The sequence below is a fragment of the Sulfitobacter sp. NFXS29 genome (assembly GCF_040148765.1).
Lineage (GTDB): Bacteria > Pseudomonadota > Alphaproteobacteria > Rhodobacterales > Rhodobacteraceae > Sulfitobacter.
In genome coordinates this window covers 222,223-241,038 of record NZ_JAGDED010000003.1, presented here as the reverse complement: position 1 = coordinate 241,038, position 18,816 = coordinate 222,223, and the positions used below count along the sequence as shown (strand labels likewise).

The following is an 18,816-nucleotide window of genomic DNA, read 5'->3' as shown; positions in this document are numbered from 1 at the left end:
GCTACCTGCTGAGGTATGAGCAAGATACCCAGCAAATCCGAGATCCTCGACTGGATCGAACAGAACCCCACGCTGACCGCCAAGCGCGACATCGCCAAAGCCTTTGGCATCAAAGGTGCGGCGCGGATCGATCTCAAGCGCGTGCTGAAAGAGCTAGAGGCCGAAGGCCATCTGGAAAAGCGCAAGCGCAGCTATCAGGATCCGGATCGCTTGCCGCCTGTCTCGGTGCTGTTGGTCACGGGGCCGGACAAGGATGGTGATCTGTTTGCCAGGCCGATGGAATGGCATGGCGAGGGCAACGAGCCCGTCGTGCTGCTGATCCCGCGCGACAGTGATCCCGCTCTTGGCGAAGGCGACCGCATTCTGGCACGGCTGACGCTGGTGAAAGGCGAAGACCACCATTATGAGGCGCGGCTGATCCGCCGCATTGGCAGCAATCCGAAAAAGGTCTTGGGCATCTTCCGCAAGGCTGCCGAGGGCGGGCGGATCGTGCCGATCGACAAGGGCGCTGACCGTGAATGGCGCGTCGGAGCCGACCATACCCACGGGGCCAAAGACGGTGAGCTGGTCGAAGCCGAACAGGCCGGGCCAAAGGGGCGCATGGGCTCCCCCCGTGCGCGTATTGTCGAGCGGTTGGGCGACCCGTCAGAGCCGCGTGCGGTGTCGCTGATCGCGATCCACCAGCATGGCATTCCCGATGATTTCCCCGATAAGGTGGTCGAACAGGCCGATGCCGCCAAACCGCAGGGCCTTAAGGGCCGCGAAGACCTGCGCGACCTGCCACTGGTTACCATCGACCCGTCCGATGCACGCGACCATGATGACGCCTGCTATGCCCATCCGGATGAGGACCCCAAGAACGAAGGCGGTCATGTCGTCTGGGTCGCCATCGCGGATGTGGCGGCCTATGTCACGCCCGGTTCGGCGCTGGATATCGAAGCGCGCAAACGGGGCAACTCGACCTATTTCCCCGACCGGGTGGTGCCGATGCTGCCGGATCGCCTGTCGGGCGATCTGTGCTCATTGCACGAAGGTGTCCCGCGCGCCTGTATCGCCGTGCGTATGGTGCTGGACGCCAAGGGCAACAAGATCGGCCATACGTTCCATCGCGGGCTGATGCGCTCGCCCGCATCCTTGCATTACGAAGAGGTGCAGGACGCCATTGACGGCAACCCCAACGACCGCACCGGCCCGCTGTTGGAGCCTGTGCTAAAACCGCTTTATGCCGCCTACGGCGCGCTGAAAACCGCGCGGGCCGAGCGGCAACCGCTTGAGTTGGACTTACCGGAACGCCGGATTGAGTTGGGTGACGATGGCAAGGTGAAATCGGTCAACTTCCGCGAAAGGCTCGACGCGCATAAGCTGATCGAAGAGTTCATGGTGCTGGCCAATGTCGCCGCCGCCGAGACCTTGCTGAAAAAGAAGACTCCGCTGTTGTTCCGCATTCACGAGGAACCCTCACCGGAGAAGCTTGAGTCCTTGCGCGAAACGGCGCAGGCGGCAGGCTTTACCCTTGCCAAGGGGCAGGTGCTACAAACCGCGCATCTCAACCGCCTGCTGGATCAGGCGGCGGGGACGAATGACGCGGAACTGATCAACCTCAGCACCCTGCGGTCGATGACACAGGCCTATTACGGTCCCGCGCATATCGGGCACTTTGGCCTCGCCCTGCGGTCTTATGCACATTTTACCTCTCCGATCCGGCGCTATGCCGACCTGATTGTGCACCGCGCCCTGATCACGGCGCATGGCTGGGGCAAGGACGGTCTGACCCCGGAAGAGATCGAAGGGCTGGAACAGACCGGCGCGCATATCTCGGACACCGAGCGGCGCTCAATGGTGGCAGAGCGCGACACGACCGACCGCTACCTCGCCGCCTTCTTGTCAGAGCGTGTGGGCAATGAGTTCACCGGTCGGATCAGCGGCATCGCCCGGTTCGGGGCCTTCGTGAAGCTGGACGAGACGGGCGCCGATGGGCTGGTGCCGATGCGGTCTTTGGGGCGCGAGTATTTTCACCATGATCCAGAGGCGCAGACGCTGATGGGGTCCGATACCGGCATGATCATCGGCATCGGCCAACGGGTGACCGTACGGCTGGCCGAGGCGGTGCCCGTCACCGGGGGCATCGCACTGGAACTGCTTGAGATCGAAGATAAAAAGGTCAAGCAGGGTGGAGGTGGCAGCCGAAGCCCCGCCGGGCGCAACCCGCGCGGCAAGGCCGTCAAAGCCAAGCGCAAGAAGGACAAGATCAAGCGTAAAGTGACCCGCACCCGCCGCTAAGGCGGCAAACAAGCGGAGCTTCGCGGATGGCGGTGCCCCTCCCTTCCCACCGGGGCGGGGCGGGCATAGGATTTGTCGCAACTCTATGAGGTGAGGCGATTATGATCCGGCATTACGCGATGATTTCAGGCATTCTTGCGACCGCAGGCATGGGGGCTCCGGCCTTTGGGTCTGGTCCTGCTGAATCTACGCGGCCCGCGCCGCGCACGTCGCAGGCCGTGGTTGTTTCCGCCACCCCGGCAGAGCAAACCACCCCAGAGGCCACCGGGGATGAGGCCGGGTTGCGCGCTTGGGTGACGGAATTCCGGCCCCGCGCCCTGCAGCAGGGCATCGACCCGGATGTCTTTGACCGCGCGCTGGATACGGTGCTCTATGACACCGAGGTGATCCGCCGCGACCGCAACCAGTCGGAGTTTACCAAAACGATCTGGGATTACCTCGACACCGCGACCTCGGACCTGCGGGTGCAGAACGGGCAGAAGGCGTTGGCCCAGTGGGAGCGCACGCTGGAAGATATCGAAATCAAATACGGCGTGGAGAAAGAGATCGTCACCGCGATCTGGGGGCTAGAGAGCGCCTATGGCAGTTTCCGGGGCGGCGACAGCGTGCTGAATTCGCTGGCCACCCTCGCCTATGACGCGCGGCGGGCGGAGTTTTTCGAGGGCGAACTGCTGGACGCTTTGCGCATTTTGCAGGCGGGCGATACCGATGCAGAGCAGTTGCGCGGCTCTTGGGCGGGCGCGATGGGGCATACGCAGTTCATGCCGTCGTCCTTCCACGCTCATGCCGTCGATTGGGATGGTGACGGGCGGCGGGACATTTGGGGCGATGACCCCAGCGATGCTTTGGCCTCTACCGCCGCCTACCTCAAGCATTTCGGCTGGACGACGGGCCAGCCATGGGGTGTCGAAGTGGCCCTGCCCGAAGGGTTCGACTATCTGCTGGCCGACCGGGAGGTGACCAAGACCCCGGCGGAATGGGCCGACCTTGGCGTGACCGCGTTGAATGGCGACGCGGTGGCGGATCACGGGCCCGCGTCGATCCTGCTGCCCGCAGGCGCGCAGGGCGCGGCCTTTATGATCTTCCCGAATTTCGCGGTGATCGAGCGCTATAATACGGCGGATGCCTATGTCATCGGCGTCGGCCATCTGGCCGACCGGATCGGTGGCGCCGGGGAGATAAAGCAAGAGTGGCCCCGCGAGGACCGCGCGCTGAGCTTTGATGAGCGGATCGAATTGCAGACCCTACTGACAAAGGCGGGTTTTGACACGCAAAAGATCGACGCCAAGATCGGCCCGTTGACCGTCAATGCTGTGCGCAGCTATCAGCAGGTCGAAGGGATCGCGCCGGATGGCTATGCTTCGCCCCGGCTGCTGGCCCGACTGCGCGAGGAATAAAGGGCCGCCCCCAAACGGGGGCAGCCCGGTCGTTCAGGACGCAGCTTTCAACATGTCCTTGTCTTTCAGATCGGCATAGGTCGCATCCAGTGCCTTGGTCGCCCGTTCGGCGAAGATCTTGATCTCTTCGGGCGTAATGACCAATGGCGGAGAGATGATCATCCGGTCGCCGACATGGCGCATTACCAGATTATTGGCAAAGCAATGCTCCCGGCAGGTGTAGCCAGCGAGGCCCCCATCCGCGAATGGCGCACGGCTTTCCTTATCCGGCGTCAGCGGCAGAGACGCCATCAGGCCGGAAACGTTGACCCCGCCAACCAGTGGATGCTCTCCTAGCTTATCCAGCGCCTCTTTCAGCGCGGGGGCGGCGATGTCTCGCACATGGTCGATGATGTTCTCTTCTTGCATGATGCGCAGGTTTTCCAGCGCCACGGCGGCACAGACCGGGTGACCGGAATAGGTGTAGCCGTGGTTGAATTCGCAGGCGTTGATGACCTCGGCCACTTCGTCACACACAATCGACCCGCCAATCGGCGCGTAGCCCGAGCTGAGGCCCTTGGCGATGGTCATGATATGCGGTTTGATCCCCATGGTTTGCGAGCCAAACCAGTTCCCCGTCCGGCCAAAGCCACAGATCACCTCGTCCGCGATCAGCAGAATGTCGTGCTTTTCACAAATGCGCTGAATTTCAGGCCAGTAAGTGCTGGGCGGAATGACTACCCCGCCTGCGCCCTGCACGGGTTCGGCAATGAAGGCGGCAACCTTGTCGGCACCCAGTTCGACGATCTTCGCGTCCAGCTCCTGCGCCCGTTTCAGGCCGAAGTCCTCGGGCGACATATCCCCGCCCTCGGCATACCAATCGGGCTGGCCGATGTGATGGATGCCGGGGATCGGCAGGCCGCCTTGCTCATGCATATAGGTCATGCCGCCCAGACTGGCCGACCCGACGGAGGAGCCGTGATAGGCATTCTTGCGGCTGATGATATGGCTCTTCTCTGGCTTGCCCTTTTGCGTCCAATAGGTCCGGACCATACGCAGGTTGGTATCGTTCGCCTCTGATCCGGACCCGGCGAAAAAGACGTGGTTCAAATCACCGGGGGCGAGGTCGGCCAGTTCCTTGGCCAGCGCGATGGCGGGCACATGGGTCGTTTGAAAGAAGGTGTTGTAATAGGGCAGTTCGTTCATCTGCCGTGCGGCGACCTTGCCCATCTCTTCGCGGCCATAGCCGAGGTTCACACACCACAGTCCCGCCATCGCGTCGAGAATTTCATTCCCCTCGCTGTCGGTCAGATAGATGCCCTTGGCCCGTGTGATGATGCGTGCGCCCTTGTCGGCTAATTCATCGTTGGTGGTGAAAGGATGCATATGATGCGCCGCATCAAGCGCCTGAAGGTCCGTGGTGGGGAGGTGATTCGTAATGGGCGGCATGTCTGTGCACCTTCTATCTGCGTGAAAAATAAGCTTCGCTGCAGAATATGATCAAATTATAGCATGTCAATCGAATCAACGCGGAATGGGCAACCCATCAAGGGCGGCGCGGATTTGGGTCATTCCTTGTGCAACATCGCCTGTCATGACCTCACCCGCCAATGCGGCGTTGCCCTCGGCAAAGGCCGCAAGAAGTTCTGCGTGTTTATCGGGCAGATTGCTGGTGCCATAGCGCCCGCAAACCACGCGAAGCGAGGGGCCGAAACGCAGCCACAGCCGGTCCACCGTGGCGGCCATGATGGGCGCTTCGGCAAGGTCGTAGATCATCCTGTGAAAGCTGTAGTTCTGCATCAGATAGCCACCGACATCGCCCCGATCGATGGCAAGGTTCAGCGCGTTGTCGCAGTCTTTCAAAGCGTTCAAACGCCCGTCTGTCATGCGATTTGCGGCGCGTTTGGTCAGTTCGGGCTCTAGCGTTTCACGCATGAAACCCAGCTCTTCCAGCCCGGCGTGGGTCAGCTCTGGCACGGTGACACGGCGGTTGCCCAAATGGGTCAGCGCCCCTTCGGAGATTAGGCGTCGGATGGCTTCGCGCACGGGCGTCATGCCTGCATCAAGCGCGGCGGTCAGACCTTGGATCGTAACCCCCTGTCCGGGGGCCAAATCGCCAAATAGAATCATCTTGCGCAGACGTTCGTAAACATGCTGATGGATTGGTGTCTTGGCCGCCGCATCGGCGGCGGGAAGCAGTCTCGGATCGGTCTTTTCTGAACCCATGGGAGCGGTCTTTCCGTCTTGTTTCGCCGTGTGTTGCAGCATTTCATTCTGCATGAAAGCATAAACCATCTTGCCCGAGGAGGCAAAACTTGATCAAATTGACGAAAGGTGGGGATCAACCCGACCTGTCTAACGGGAGTTTGAAATGAAACATGTGCTACTAAGCAGCGCCGCCGTCGCCACCTTGATGGCAGGTGCCGCCACTGCCGAAACGGTCCGCGTCTACAACTGGTCGGATTATATCGACGAATCCCTGCTGGATAAATTCGAAGAAGAGACCGGCATCGAACTGGTCTATGACGTGTTCGACAGCAACGAAGTGCTAGAGACCAAAATGCTGGCCGGTGGGTCGGGCTATGACGTGGTTGTCCCCTCGGGCACCTTCCTGCAGCGCCAGATCACTGCCGGTGCATTCCAGCCGCTGGATGCCTCCAAGCTGCCCAACCTTGAAAATATGTGGGATGTGGTTTCCTCGCGGACCGAACAATATGATCCCGACAACGCGCATTCGATCAACTACATGTGGGGCACCACAGGCATCGGCGTAAACCTCGGCAAAGTCAAAGAGGCTTTGGGCGAAGACGCCCCGGTTGATTCCTGGGATCTGGTTTTCGACCCTGCCAATATGGAGAAACTGGCCGATTGCGGCGTGCATTTCCTCGATGCCCCGGCCGAGATGATCCCCGCAGCGCTGAACTACATCGGCGAAGATCCCAACAGCCATGACCCGGATGTGATCGCAAAGGCCGAGGAGGTCTTCATGCCGGTCCGCCCCTACATCCAAAAATTCCACTCTTCGGAATATATCAATGCTTTGGCCAACGGTGATGTCTGTGTCGCAGTCGGTTGGTCTGGCGATATTCTGCAGGCCCGCGACCGCGCGGCCGAAGCCGACAACGGCGTCGAGATCGCCTATAACGCCCCCTCCGAAGGGGCGCAGATGTGGTTCGACCAGATGGCCATCCCGGTCGACGCACCGAACCCCGAAGGCGCGCATAAGTTCCTGAATTTCATCATGGACGCCGAGAATATGGCGGCAGCGTCGAACTACGTTTACTATGCGAACGGCAACAAGGCCTCGCAAGCGCATTTGGTTGAGGATGTGATCGGCGACCCGGCGATCTACCCTTCCGAAGCGGCGCTGAACAACCTGTTCACCACCACACCCTATCCGCCGAAAGTGCAACGCGTGGTGACCAGGCTCTGGACCAAGATCAAGTCTGGTACCTGATCTGAGACAGGGGGTGCGGCCAGACTGGTCGCGCCCTTTTTTCTTGCCCCGCGACCCGATCAAAGCCCGAGCAAAGCCCGATCAAAGGATGTCTCAACCGTGAGCCCAACCGTCTTCGCCCCCTGGAACGACCCCGACGAAAAACCGCTCATTCGCTTTAAGAATGTAACCAAGAAATTCGGTGAATTCGTCGCCATCGACGATCTGTCCTTGGACATTTATGCGCAGGAATTCTTTGCCCTGCTGGGCCCGTCGGGCTGCGGCAAGACGACGATGATGCGGATGCTCGCGGGGTTTGAAAACCCAACCTCCGGGCAGATCGAACTGGCCGGGCAAGACATCGGCCCGGTGCCGCCGAACAAACGGGCGGTGAACATGATGTTCCAGTCCTATGCGCTGTTCCCGCATCTTAGCATCTGGGACAACATCGCTTTTGGTCTGCGCCGCGACAAAATGGAAAAGGACGCGATTGCGGCCCGTGTGGCCGAGATGCTGAAACTGACCCGGCTAGAGAAATTCGCCCGCCGTAAACCGCATCAGATCTCTGGTGGCCAACGGCAGCGCGTGGCATTGGCCCGATCCCTTGCCAAAGCGCCAAAGCTTTTGTTGCTGGATGAACCCTTAGGCGCGCTTGACAAAAAGCTGCGCCAAGACACTCAGTTCGAGCTGATGGATATTCAAGAATCCACCGGCACCACTTTTGTCATCGTGACCCACGACCAAGAAGAGGCGATGACCGTCGCCTCCCGCGTGGCGGTGATGGACGAGGGGCGCGTCATTCAGGTGGCCACCCCGGCTGAAATCTATGAGGCACCGAATTCCGTCTACGTGGCCGACTTCATCGGCGACGTGAACATCATCGAAGCCAGCACCAAGGCCATTGGCGAAGACCAATATCATCTGAACTGGATCGACGGGCAGCCGCCGCTGACCGCGACCTCCGCCGTGCCGTTCAGCGAGGGGCAGCAGGCCCATCTGGCGATCCGGCCCGAGAAAATTCGTATCTCGACCGACCGGCCCGAGGATGCCCCCAATGCGCTACAGGGCAAAGTGCTCGACATCGCGTATTTGGGCAACCTCAGCACCTATCACGTCGAACTGCCCGGCGGGCAGGTGATCAAAGCGCAGACCGCTAACACCCGGCGCATCGCCCGGCGTGACATCACTTGGGAAGACCCCGTTTGGATTTCATGGAGCGCCACCGCAGGCGTCTTGTTGGCGCAATGAATATGCGTCGTTTCGCCCTGATCGCGGTCCCCTATTTCTGGCTGCTGGCGCTGTTTCTGGTGCCTTTCCTGATTGTTTTCAAAATCTCCTTGTCTGACACGGCGCTGGCGATTCCGCCCTACACGCCGACCATCAAGGATGGCATCGGCGCGCTGATCGCCCAATTGGATTTCGAGAATTTCACCTTCCTCGCCTCCGACGATCTGTATTGGAAAGCCTACCTTAGTTCGCTGCGCATCGCTGTGGTCTCGACCGTCTTTACGCTGTTGGTCGGCTATCCCATCGCCTACGGCATGGCCCGCGCCCCCGAAGAGTGGCGCGCCACGTTGATGATGTTGGTGATTTTGCCGTTCTGGACCTCGTTCCTGATCCGCGTCTATGCGTGGATGGGCATTCTCAGCAACGAAGGGCTGCTAAACCAACTGCTGATGTGGGTGGGTTTAACCGCAGAGCCTTTACAGATCCTTAATACCAACACGGCAGTCTATATCGGCATCGTCTATACCTACCTGCCGTTCATGATCTTGCCGATCTATGCCGCGCTGGATCGTTTGGATGAATCGCTGAATGAGGCGGCTGAGGATTTGGGCTGTTCGCGGCTGCAAGCCTTCTGGCTGGTGACGATCCCGCTGTCGCGCAATGGCATCGTGGCGGGCAGTTTTCTGGTCTTCATCCCTGCCTTGGGCGAATTCGTGATCCCCTCGCTACTGGGCGGGTCGGGCACGCTGATGATCGGCAAAGTGCTTTGGGAAGAGTTCTTTAACAACCGCGACTGGCCGGTGGCGAGCGCCGTTGCCGTGATCTTGCTGCTGATCCTGATCATCCCGATCATCCTGTTCCAGCGCAACCAGCAGAAACAGGCGGAGGCCGAACAATGAAGCGGATGACATGGTTCAACGTGACCTCCCTGACGCTGGGGTTTGCCTTTCTCTACCTGCCGATGATCATTCTGGTGATCTACAGCTTCAACGCCTCGAAACTGGTGACGGTCTGGGCCGGTTTTTCGACCCGCTGGTACAGCGAGTTGCTGCAAAACGAAGCTTTCTTGAACGCCGCTTGGGTCACGATCAAGGTCGCGGTGATTTCGTCGTCGATCGCCACGGTGTTGGGCACGATGGCCGCCTATGTGCTGGTGCGCGGCGGGCGGTTCATGGGGCGAACGCTGTTTTCCGGCATGATCTATGCGCCGCTGGTGATGCCTGAAGTGATCACCGGTCTGTCGCTGCTTTTGCTGTTCATCGGCATCGGGCTGGACCGCGGCGTGCTCACTATCGTGCTGGCGCACACGACCTTTTCGATGTGCTACGTCTCGGTCGTTGTGTCTTCGCGGCTGGTGTCTTTCGATCGCTCGTTGGAGGAGGCCGCGCTCGATCTCGGCTCGTCCCCTTGGGAGGCATTTCGTCTGGTCACCCTGCCGATCATCGCGCCTGCGGTGATCTCGGGCTGGCTCTTGGCCTTCACACTGAGCCTTGATGATTTGGTGATCGCCTCCTTCACCGCCGGGCCGTCAGCGACGACGTTGCCGATCAAAATCTTCAGCGCCGTGCGTTTGGGCGTCTCGCCTGAGATCAACGCGCTGTCGACGATCATGATCGCCATCGTCACCGTGGGGGTCATCACCGCGTCGTTGGTCAGCAAACGCTCCAGCCTACGTGCGCAAGAGGAGGCCCGCGCGGCGGAACGGCCTGCCACATGAGGCGCATCTACGCGGATTTCGCCTATTCCGAAGCGCCGCGCGCGGGCTGCTGGTGGGATGAAACCTGCGCCGCGCCGGACCGCCCGGCGCAGCAGGGCGACGCGCAGGCTGATGTAGTGATCATCGGTGGCGGGTTCACCGGCCTCAACGCGGCGCTGCATCTGGCGCGAGCCGGGGTAGGGGCCACGGTGCTGGAGGCCGAGCGTGTGGGCTTTGGCGCATCTGGCCGCAACGGGGGCTTTTGCTGTCTGGGCGGCGGGATGCTGGAAGACGCCACGCTTGATCGCAAATTTGGGCGGCAGGAGCGGCTCGGTTGGCGGCAGGCCGAATTGGCCGCGATCCGGCAGGTGGAGGATTTCATCGCGACCCGCGGTGTCGATGTCGACCGGCATTCCCAAGGCGAGACCCAATTGGCCCACCGCCCCCGCGATTTCGAAGAGATGCGCGGCAAGCTGGATTACTACGCAGAGAACTACGGTGTCACGGCACGGCTGACCGAAAAGGCCGATTTGGCCGCAGAGGGGCTAAACGCGGGCTTCGAAGGTGCGATCACCGTGCCGATTGGATTTGGCCTGAACCCCCGCAAATATGTGACCGACCTCGCACAGGCCGCCGAAGACGCGGGGGTGACGGTCTATCACAACAGCCCGGCCTTGAACGTGACCCGCCGCGACGGTGCATTCGATGTCACCACCCTCACGGGCCGCATCCGCGCCGAACGGGTGATCATCGCCACCAACGGCTATTCCTCTGAAGACCTGCCGCCGTGGCTTGCCGCGCGTTACATGCCAACGCAGTCCAGCGTGATCGTGACCCGCCCAATGACCGAGGCAGAGTTGTCTGCCCAAGGCTGGACCAGCCAACAAGCCTGCTATGACAGCCGCCATCTGCTGCATTACTTCCGGCTAATGCCTGACAATCGCATGTTGTTCGGTGTGCGCGGCGGCCTGATGTCCAACCCAAATTCCGAAAGGCGCGCCCTGCGCCGCGCGCGCGCCGATTTCGAGGCGATGTTCCCCGCGTGGCGCGATGTAGAGACCCCGCACGGCTGGTCCGGCATGGTCTGTATCGCCCGCAACCGGATGCCCTTTGTGGGCGAGGTGCCGGATCAGCCGGGCATGTTTGCGGGGCTGTGCTACCACGGCAATGGCGTGGCGATGGCCAGCTATTCCGGTGCGCTTTTGGCTGATCTGGTGCGCGGCAAGACGCCAGAGCGGCCCTATCCCGCCCCCATGCGCGCCCCGCTTGCGCGGTTCGAGTTGGGCCGCTTTCGCCGGGCGGTCATGCCTTTTGCCTATGCGGGGTTTGCGCTGTCGGACCGTTAAAGGCGTTCAGCCCTGCTCCGACGCTGCGCGTTCTTTCGCCAGCGCAATCTGCCGCTGACGCTCGCGGAACCGCTCTTTGTCGGCGTCCGATGTTTCCTCCGCGCACTGATGACAGGACACCCCGACCTCATAGGCGGGGTGTGTCGTATCCTCAGGCAGGATCGGGCGGCGGCAGCCGTGGCAGAGCATATGCGGCCCTTCGCGCAGCCCGTGGCCGACGCTGACGCGGTTGTCGAAGACAAAGCAATCGCCTTCCCACGTGCTTTCCTGTTCGGGCACTTCTTCGAGGTATTTCAGAATGCCGCCTTTGAGGTGAAAGACATCCTCAACGCCCTGACCAATGAGGTAATTGGTCGATTTCTCGCAACGGATGCCGCCAGTGCAGAACATCGCGATCTTCTTGTTGTGGAAGCGGTCTTTGTTCGCCTCCCACCACGCGGGGAATTCGCCAAAGCTTTCGGTCTGTGGGTCAACCGCGCCTTCAAAGGTGCCGATGGCCACTTCGTAATTGTTGCGCGTGTCGATCACCGCCACATCGGGCGAGCGGATCAACTCATTCCACTCTTTGGGGTCGACGTAATGCCCAACCTTGGCGCGCGGATCGACATCGGGCTGGCCCATCGTCACGATCTCGCGTTTGATCCGCACCTTCATCTTGCCAAAAGGCGGCTTGTCGTTGGTGGCCTCTTTCCACTCCAGATCGGCGCAGCCGGGCAGGGCGCGCAGATGGGCGATCACCGCGTCGATCCCGGCGCGCGGCCCGGCGATGGTGCCGTTCACCCCCTCGGGGGCCAAAAGCAACGTGCCCATGACCGATTGCGCCTCGCAAAGTGCGAGCAGCGCAGGCTTGAGCGCGGCGGGATCTTCAAAACGGGTGAAGTGATATAGGGCGGCAATGGTATACATAAGCGTCAAATAAGCGCTTCAGGCGCAAAGCTCAATCCGGGGCGTGCCATTGACCTACCCCACCCGCAGCCCTACCCCTTTTGTTGAGGAGACTGCCCATGACCCATGCCCTGATCGTGATCGACGTCCAAAATGATTTCTGCCCCGGTGGCGCGCTGGAAGTGCCCCAAGGTGATGAGATTCTGCGCGGCATCAATGCGCTGATGTCTGAATTCGACGCCGTGGTCCTGACGCAGGATTGGCACCCCGCGGGGCATTCGTCATTCGCCTCTTCGCATAAGAACAATGCGCCGTACGAGATCGTCACCATGCCCTATGGCCCGCAAGTGCTCTGGCCCGATCACTGCATTCAAGGCAGCATCGGCGCGCAGTTCCATCCTGATCTGCAAACAGACCGGGCCGATCTGATCATTCGCAAGGGCTATAACCCCGACATCGACAGCTATTCGGCGTTTTTTGAGAATGACCACAGCACCCCCACGGGGCTCGAAGGCTACTTGCGCACGCGCGGGATCGAACGGCTGACCATGGTCGGGCTGGCGCTGGACTTCTGCGTGAACTTCTCGGCCGTGGATGCGGCGAAACTGGGTTTCAATGTCGATGTCCGCGAAGACCTGTGCCGCGCAATTGATCTGGACGGATCGCTCGCCAAATCCCGCGAGGGGATGCGCGCGGCGGGGGTGGCGTTGGCCTAATCCGCCGCTTTCCCCTTGCCCATCTGCCCGCCCCCTTGGCATGAAGGGTGCAAGCAATAAGGAACCTCCCATGGTCGACATCGCCACCCGCGTTTATAACCACAAGTGGAAGATCGACCCCATCGTGCGGTCGCTGATCGACACGGATTTCTACAAGCTGCTGATGTGCCAGTCGGTGTTTCGCAACAAGCCGGACACACAGGTCACCTTTAGCCTGATCAACCGCTCCACCCATATCCCGCTGGCCAATCTGATCGACGAAGGCGAGCTGCGCGAGCAGTTGGATCACATCCGCTCGCTCAGCCTCAGCCGGGGCGAAAGCACTTGGCTGCGCGGCAATACCTTCTACGGCAAGCGCCAGATGTTCCGCCCGGATTTCATGGAGTGGTTCGAAGGCATGCGCCTGCCGCCCTATCATCTCGAACGCAAAGGCGATCAATATGAACTGACCTTTGAGGGCAAATGGCACGAGGTCATGCTGTGGGAGATCCCCGCGCTGGCCGTACTGATGGAACTGCGCAGCCGTGCAGCACTTGACCCGATGGGCAAGTTCGAGCTTCAGGTGCTTTACGCCCGCGCCATGACCCGCGTCTGGGAAAAGATCGAGACGCTGCGCGAAGTGGCCAATCTTTCGATTGCGGATTTCGGCACGCGGCGGCGGCATTCGTACCTGTGGCAGGACTGGTGTGTGCAGGCGATGCATGAGGGGCTGGGCAATGCCTTCACCGGCACCTCTAATTGCCGCATCGCCATGATGCGCGAACTAGAGGCGATTGGCACCAACGCCCATGAGTTACCGATGGTCTATGCTGCCTTGGCCGATGATGACGCCGAGCTTGCCCGCGCGCCCTACGACGTGCTGTCGGATTGGCATGACGAACACGAAGGCAATCTGCGGATCATCTTGCCCGACACTTACGGCACCAAGGGTTTCCTTGATCACGCGCCGGATTGGCTGGCGGGCTGGACCGGCATCCGCGTCGACAGCGGTGATCCGGCCACGGCGGCGCAGACGGCCATCGACTGGTGGCGCGCGCGCGGCGAAGACCCGACGACCAAGCGGGTGATCTTTAGCGATGGGCTCGACGTGGATAAGATCAAAGAGCTTCACGCCCAATTCGCGGGCAAGGCGAAAATCTCCTTCGGCTGGGGGACGTTGTTGACCAATGACTTCCGCGGGCTGGTGCCGAATGATGCGCTGGCGCCCTTCAGCCTTGTCTGCAAAGCGGTCAGCGCCAATGGGCGGCCCACGGTCAAACTCTCGGACAACCCCAACAAGGCGATGGGCCCGGCGGATGAAATCGCGCGCTACAAACGGGTCTTCGGGGTGGGAGAGCAGGCCGCGCAGCAGGTGATCGTCTAAGGGTCAATCCTGACCAATCGGGAATTCCGCCGTGGCGATCAATCCGTCGGGCTGCCAATCGTATTGCAAGGTGCCACCGACCGCGCGGGTCAGCGACTGGATGATCCGCGAGCCGCTGTCGCGGTCGGATTTCGTCACCTCTGGTCCACCGATTTCCTGCCAAACGAATCGCAACCGGGCGGGCGCTTGAAGAAGCGCGATGTCCAACGACACCCGCCCCGTTTCGGTGCTGAGCGCGCCATGTTTCACCGCGTTTGTCGCCAGCTCATGCAGGGCCAGCGTCAGGGGCGAGACGAGGCGGTGCGAAATCAGCGGGTTCGCCCCCGAAAGGTTGATTTGTTCATCAGTGGCCGAGGTATAGGCTCGAATGATCGGCCCTATCAGGGTCTTGAAATCCACCTCTTGCTGATCACTGCGGCCGATCGTGTCGAAATGCGCCGCGCCCAAAGCCGAAAGGCGGTCGATCACCTTGTTGGCAAAGGCTGCTGGGGTCGGTTCTTCGCGGGCGGTCAAACGGACCATGGCGGTCATGACATTCACGATATTGCGCAGCCGGTGCAGCAACTCGTCATCGGCCAGTTTGCGGTGCTCGCTTTCTAATCGGCGGCGTTCGGAGACATCGAGCTGCGAGCCGAAGAAATAGATCAGGTTGCCGTTTTCGTCATTGATCGGGCCCAATTGCAGGGCGTTCAGAAAGCGGCTGCCGTCCTTGCGGTAGTTCACGATCTCGACCGTATCGACCCGGCGATCCAACAGGATGTTGCGCACTGCGTCGATACTTTCACGCGTGGTATCCGGCCCTTGCAGAAAGCGACAGTTTTGCCCGACGATCTCCTCCAAGCGATAGCCGGTAAGATCGGTGAAAGCCTCATTAACATAGACGATCGGATTGTCCGGCAGGGTCGGGTCGGTGATGCACAACGGCAAGCGGGCGTAGCGCACGACCTTGCCTAAAACGTCATCGGTCAGGGTCTGCCGAGCGGCCAAAACCGTCTTGTCGTTCATGAATTGCCGCCCTTCGCTCGAAACTGGCCGACAATGTGCCCCGCGCGTGGCTTTTGGGTCAACCCGCATACTGGGGTTTGGGCCATATTTGTCTACTAGATGCTGTATGCGCGATCGCGTTTCGTCGTGCTCAATAAATGCGGCTTGTCATGAAGGGTCGAAAATGCGTAATTGAGGGCGCTTGGTGTCCCGAGAAGCGCCTGTTGGTGTGGGACCGAAAAGGGAATTCAGTAACGGGTCGCATGACCCCGAAGCCGAAGCCGCCCCCGCGACTGTAAGCGGTGAGCCAATGCCCCTCGTGCCACTTGTCCATCCGGACGGGGAAGGCGGGCAAAGGTCACGACCCGCGAGCCAGGAGACCTGCCAAGCGAATGAAACGCTAGATGCCGTCGGGTGTGACGGTAAGGAGAATGAAGATGACGACAATGATTAAGACCGCCAGCGCCACGCGCAGCAAGCTTGTACCGGCTCTGTTTGCCGCTGTGCTGGGCGTTGCCCTGATGGCTCTGACTGGCCATGTGCAGGCCGCAGCATTGCACGATGCCGCCCATGACGTGCGCCACGCGACAGGCTTTCCCTGCCACTAAGCGCCACGTCACTATCACGGGGGTCCGGGCTGCCAACACGCAGTCCGGCTATCTGTGATTCTGCCGTCCGTCTGCTTTTGCCAGCCTTTTGTTGATCCGCTGTGCTCACTTTCCATCGCATATCGCGTTGGGAAGGGTCTACCACGTCTAGAGGTCTGGTGACGGTCTCGGTCCGCTTCATGCGCGGCGCCGTCTTTCATTTCGTATCCAAGGACCATTTCGATGTTCTCTCGTTTCCTAACCTCCGCCCTTTTTGCAGGGGCGTCTGCCGGGCTGCTGACCGGCCTGCTGCAACTCTATTTCGTGCAGCCCGTGCTGCTCCATGCTGAGCTTTATGAGACCGGCGCACTGGTGCATTTCGGGGCCGACGCGGTCAGCGCGCACCCCGAACTGACCGGTTTTGATGCCGTCCGCGATGGGCTAAGCCTGATCTTCACCATGCTGACCTATACTGCCTATGCGCTGATCCTACTTGGCGCGATGAGCTTTGGCGAAGAACGCGGCGCGGTGATTGATGGCCGCTGGGGTATCCTTTGGGGGGTGGCCGGCTTCGTTGCTTTCCACCTCGCGCCGGGGTTCAGCCTTGCGCCCGAGGTGCCCGGCGTGGCCGCGGCAGACATCACCGCGCGGCAGATCTGGTGGTTCGCCACGGCCGGGGCGGCGCTGGTGGCGCTCTGGCTGCTGGCCTTCGGCAATGGTTGGGCCGCATGGATCGGCGCGGCGGTGTTGCTGATGGCCCCGCATGTCGTCGGCGCACCCGAACCCGACAGTTTCAGCGGCCCGGTGCCCACTGAGATCGGCGCGCTATTCGCCGCCCGCGCACTTGGCATTGGCCTTGCCGCATGGGTTCTGCTAGGCAGCTTCGCCGGCTTCTTTTGGCAACGTGAAGGCGCGCGTAGCGCCTGAGGGAGGTCAAGATGGACAGATCACTGGCACTATTCGTCATCGGATTGGTCTTTGGCGGTGGCATTGGTTTTGCCATCGCCGCGAGCAGCGGCGTGACCTTCGACGGCCATGACCACGGCGACCCTGCCGCCCATGGCGGGGTGGACCACGGCGGCGCAGATCACGCGCGGATGCACGGCCAACCGATCACGCTTGCCGCAGAAGACGCCCCCAGCCTCGCGATCCGCGTGACGCCTGACCCAATGTCGGGTCATAACCTTTCCGTAGAGACCGAAGGCTTCGCCTTTGCCCCGCAGAACGCCAGCGGCGACCACCAACCCGGCGAGGGCCATGCCCATGTCTATGTCAACGGCACCAAGATCGGGCGGCTTTATGGCCCATGGCTGCATCTGCCTGATCTGCCCAAGGGTGAGGTCACGGTTGAGGTCACTCTCAACGCCAATGACCACCGCCCCTTGGCGGTAAACGGTGCGCCGATTACCGCGCGCGAGGTGCTGACAGTTGAATAATCGCCCCGCTTCCCCTTTTCATAACGGGCCGGAGCGCATACCCGGCACGCATAACCCGATGGGATCAGATCAATGAGCACGACCCTACATGTCTGCATGACCTGCCGCGCAGGCGAGGTGCTGGAGGAAGACGCGCCGCGCCCCGGCGCGCAGCTTCATGCCGCCCTTGACGCCGCAGGCGCGCCCGAGGGCGTGACCATCGTGCCGGTGCAATGTCTTTCCGCCTGTTCGCAGGGCGCCGCTGTGGCGCTCTCTGCGCCGGGCAAATGGTCCTATGTCTATGGCCGCCTGACCAAGGATGATGCCGCCGACATCCTTGCCGGTGCCGCCGCCTATGCCGCTACCGAAGACGGGCTGGTGGCATGGCGCGAACGCCCGGTCATCTTTCGCAAGCAAAGCCTTGCGCGTATCCCCCCTTTGACCCTGCCGCAGGAGCCTACCGCATGAGCGATCTCGCCAAAATTCCCGTCACCGTCATCACCGGCTTTCTCGGGTCCGGCAAAACCACGCTGATCCGCCATTTGATGACCAATGCAGGCGGGCGTCGCCTTGCCGTGCTGGTTAATGAGTTCGGCACCGTGGGCGTGGATGGCGACATCCTGAAATCCTGCGCCATTGAGGATTGCCCGGCTGAAAACATCGTCGAGCTGGCCAATGGCTGCATCTGCTGCACCGTGGCGGATGATTTCATCCCGACCATCGAAGCGCTGATGGCCCTGCCGACGCGCCCTGATCACATCCTGATCGAAACCTCTGGGTTGGCCCTGCCGAAACCGCTGCTCAAGGCCTTTGACTGGCCCGCGATCCGCTCGAAGATCACCGTCGATGGCGTGATCGCGCTGGCCGATGCCGAGGCCGTGGCCGCGGGTACTTTTGCCGCTGATGTCGCTGCCGTTGATGCGCAGCGTCTGGCTGATGACAGTCTCGACCACGAAACTCCGCTGTCTGAGGTCTTCGAAGATCAAATCTCCTGCGCCGATATCATCCTAATGTCCAAGGCCGATCTGGCCGGTTCCGAAGGGCTCGCCAAAGCACGCAAGGTGATCGAAGCGGAAAGCCCGCGAGAGATCCCGATCCTTGAGATGACCGAAGGCGTGATCGACCCCAAGGTCGTGCTGGGCCTCAACGCCGCTGCCGAAGACGACCTCGCCGCGCGCCCCTCGCACCATGACGGCCACGACGATCACGAGCATGACGATTTCGAAACCGTGGTGATCCCGATGCCGGAAGTGGCGGATGTTGAGGCGCTGGTCACCGCAATCGAGCGGCTTGCGCGTGAGCAGAACATCCTGCGCGTGAAGGGCTATGTCGCTGTCGAGGGCAAGCCGATGCGCCTGTTGGTGCAGGCCGTGGGCGCGCGGGTGCGTCAGCAGTTCGACCGCCCTTGGGGCAGCGATCCGCGCGCGGGGCATTTGGTGGTCATCGCTGAACATGACGACATCAACCTCGCCGCGATCCGCGACGTATTGGGAGCCTAACCGCGC

The 18,816-nt window shown here is 61.3% G+C and carries 18 protein-coding genes and 1 riboswitch; of the genes, 14 read left to right on the top strand and 4 right to left on the bottom strand.

Annotated features, from left to right (window positions below):
• Window positions 1–15 precede the first annotated feature (15 nt).
• Together rnr and J3456_RS07805 are read left to right on the top strand one after the other, a co-directional pair.
• Window positions 16–2,280 carry a ribonuclease R gene (gene rnr / locus J3456_RS07810; RefSeq protein ID WP_349579644.1) on the top strand — a complete coding sequence of 755 codons (2,265 nt, stop codon included), beginning with the start codon at window positions 16–18 and terminating at the stop codon, window positions 2,278–2,280.
• Window positions 2,281–2,381: 101 nt separating this feature from the next.
• A complete protein-coding gene (locus J3456_RS07805; protein ID WP_349579643.1) occupies window positions 2,382–3,677 on the top strand; it encodes a lytic murein transglycosylase in 1,296 nt (431 codons plus the stop codon).
• Window positions 3,678–3,710: 33 nt separating this feature from the next.
• Here J3456_RS07805 and J3456_RS07800 read toward each other — a convergent pair whose 3' ends face one another.
• Both J3456_RS07800 and J3456_RS07795 read right to left on the bottom strand, forming a co-directional pair.
• Window positions 3,711–5,105, bottom strand: coding sequence for an aspartate aminotransferase family protein (locus J3456_RS07800; RefSeq protein WP_349579642.1), 1,395 nt, complete (start codon window positions 5,103–5,105; stop codon window positions 3,711–3,713).
• Between the two features lie 75 nt (window positions 5,106–5,180).
• On the bottom strand, window positions 5,181–5,882 hold the full coding sequence (locus J3456_RS07795) for a GntR family transcriptional regulator (protein ID WP_349579641.1): 702 nt from the start codon (window positions 5,880–5,882) through the stop codon (window positions 5,181–5,183).
• Window positions 5,883–6,027: 145 nt separating this feature from the next.
• Here J3456_RS07795 and J3456_RS07790 point away from each other — a divergent pair, with 145 nt between their 5' ends.
• The 5 genes from J3456_RS07790 (at window position 6,028) to J3456_RS07770 (ending at window position 11,361) form a co-directional block, all read left to right on the top strand.
• Entirely contained in the window at window positions 6,028–7,113 is a 1,086-nt protein-coding gene (locus J3456_RS07790; RefSeq protein ID WP_349579640.1) for a polyamine ABC transporter substrate-binding protein, read from the top strand.
• A 99-nt stretch (window positions 7,114–7,212) separates the two neighbouring features.
• A complete protein-coding gene (locus J3456_RS07785) occupies window positions 7,213–8,340 on the top strand; it encodes an ABC transporter ATP-binding protein (RefSeq protein WP_349579638.1) in 1,128 nt (375 codons plus the stop codon).
• Window positions 8,341–8,342: 2 nt separating this feature from the next.
• The gene (locus J3456_RS07780; protein WP_349579637.1) at window positions 8,343–9,218 is read left to right on the top strand and encodes an ABC transporter permease subunit; all 876 of its coding nucleotides are present in this window, start codon (window positions 8,343–8,345) and stop codon (window positions 9,216–9,218) included.
• Window positions 9,215–10,036 carry an ABC transporter permease gene (locus J3456_RS07775; RefSeq protein WP_007118263.1) on the top strand — a complete coding sequence of 274 codons (822 nt, stop codon included), beginning with the start codon at window positions 9,215–9,217 and terminating at the stop codon, window positions 10,034–10,036. Before J3456_RS07780 ends, J3456_RS07775 begins: the two co-directional genes overlap by 4 nt.
• Window positions 10,033–11,361: an NAD(P)/FAD-dependent oxidoreductase gene (locus tag J3456_RS07770; RefSeq protein WP_349579636.1), complete on the top strand. Its 1,329-nt coding sequence runs from the start codon at window positions 10,033–10,035 to the stop codon at window positions 11,359–11,361. The genes J3456_RS07775 and J3456_RS07770 overlap by 4 nt, the downstream gene beginning before the upstream one ends.
• Before the next feature lie 6 nt (window positions 11,362–11,367).
• Here the strand turns inward: J3456_RS07770 and trhO are convergent, their stop codons facing one another.
• Window positions 11,368–12,267: an oxygen-dependent tRNA uridine(34) hydroxylase TrhO gene (trhO, locus tag J3456_RS07765; RefSeq protein WP_349579705.1), complete on the bottom strand. Its 900-nt coding sequence runs from the start codon at window positions 12,265–12,267 to the stop codon at window positions 11,368–11,370.
• A gap of 98 nt (window positions 12,268–12,365) precedes the next feature.
• On the opposite strand from trhO, the gene pncA reads away from it, so the two are divergent.
• The gene (pncA, locus tag J3456_RS07760; protein ID WP_349579635.1) at window positions 12,366–12,962 is read left to right on the top strand and encodes a bifunctional nicotinamidase/pyrazinamidase; all 597 of its coding nucleotides are present in this window, start codon (window positions 12,366–12,368) and stop codon (window positions 12,960–12,962) included.
• A gap of 70 nt (window positions 12,963–13,032) precedes the next feature.
• Window positions 13,033–14,325: a nicotinate phosphoribosyltransferase gene (gene pncB, locus J3456_RS07755; RefSeq protein ID WP_349579634.1), complete on the top strand. Its 1,293-nt coding sequence runs from the start codon at window positions 13,033–13,035 to the stop codon at window positions 14,323–14,325.
• 3 nt (window positions 14,326–14,328) lie between these two features.
• Here pncB and J3456_RS07750 read toward each other — a convergent pair whose 3' ends face one another.
• Window positions 14,329–15,330 (bottom strand): PAS domain-containing protein, encoded by a 1,002-nt coding sequence (locus tag J3456_RS07750; RefSeq protein WP_349579633.1) that lies wholly within the window; start codon window positions 15,328–15,330, stop codon window positions 14,329–14,331.
• A gap of 165 nt (window positions 15,331–15,495) precedes the next feature.
• Window positions 15,496–15,712: riboswitch (cobalamin riboswitch) on the top strand.
• A gap of 34 nt (window positions 15,713–15,746) precedes the next feature.
• Between J3456_RS07750 and J3456_RS07745 the strand changes: the two genes are divergently transcribed.
• From J3456_RS07745 to cobW, 5 genes are all read left to right on the top strand, one after another.
• On the top strand, window positions 15,747–15,917 hold the full coding sequence (locus tag J3456_RS07745; protein WP_349579632.1) for a CbtB domain-containing protein: 171 nt from the start codon (window positions 15,747–15,749) through the stop codon (window positions 15,915–15,917).
• 222 nt (window positions 15,918–16,139) lie between these two features.
• Window positions 16,140–16,823, top strand: coding sequence for a CbtA family protein (locus tag J3456_RS07740; RefSeq protein ID WP_349579631.1), 684 nt, complete (start codon window positions 16,140–16,142; stop codon window positions 16,821–16,823).
• Window positions 16,824–16,834: 11 nt separating this feature from the next.
• On the top strand, window positions 16,835–17,332 hold the full coding sequence (locus J3456_RS07735; RefSeq protein WP_349579630.1) for a hypothetical protein: 498 nt from the start codon (window positions 16,835–16,837) through the stop codon (window positions 17,330–17,332).
• 72 nt (window positions 17,333–17,404) lie between these two features.
• On the top strand, window positions 17,405–17,779 hold the full coding sequence (locus tag J3456_RS07730) for a DUF1636 family protein (RefSeq protein WP_349579629.1): 375 nt from the start codon (window positions 17,405–17,407) through the stop codon (window positions 17,777–17,779).
• A complete protein-coding gene (gene cobW, locus J3456_RS07725; RefSeq protein WP_349579628.1) occupies window positions 17,776–18,810 on the top strand; it encodes a cobalamin biosynthesis protein CobW in 1,035 nt (344 codons plus the stop codon). Before J3456_RS07730 ends, cobW begins: the two co-directional genes overlap by 4 nt.
• The last annotated feature ends 6 nt before the right edge of the window (window positions 18,811–18,816 follow it).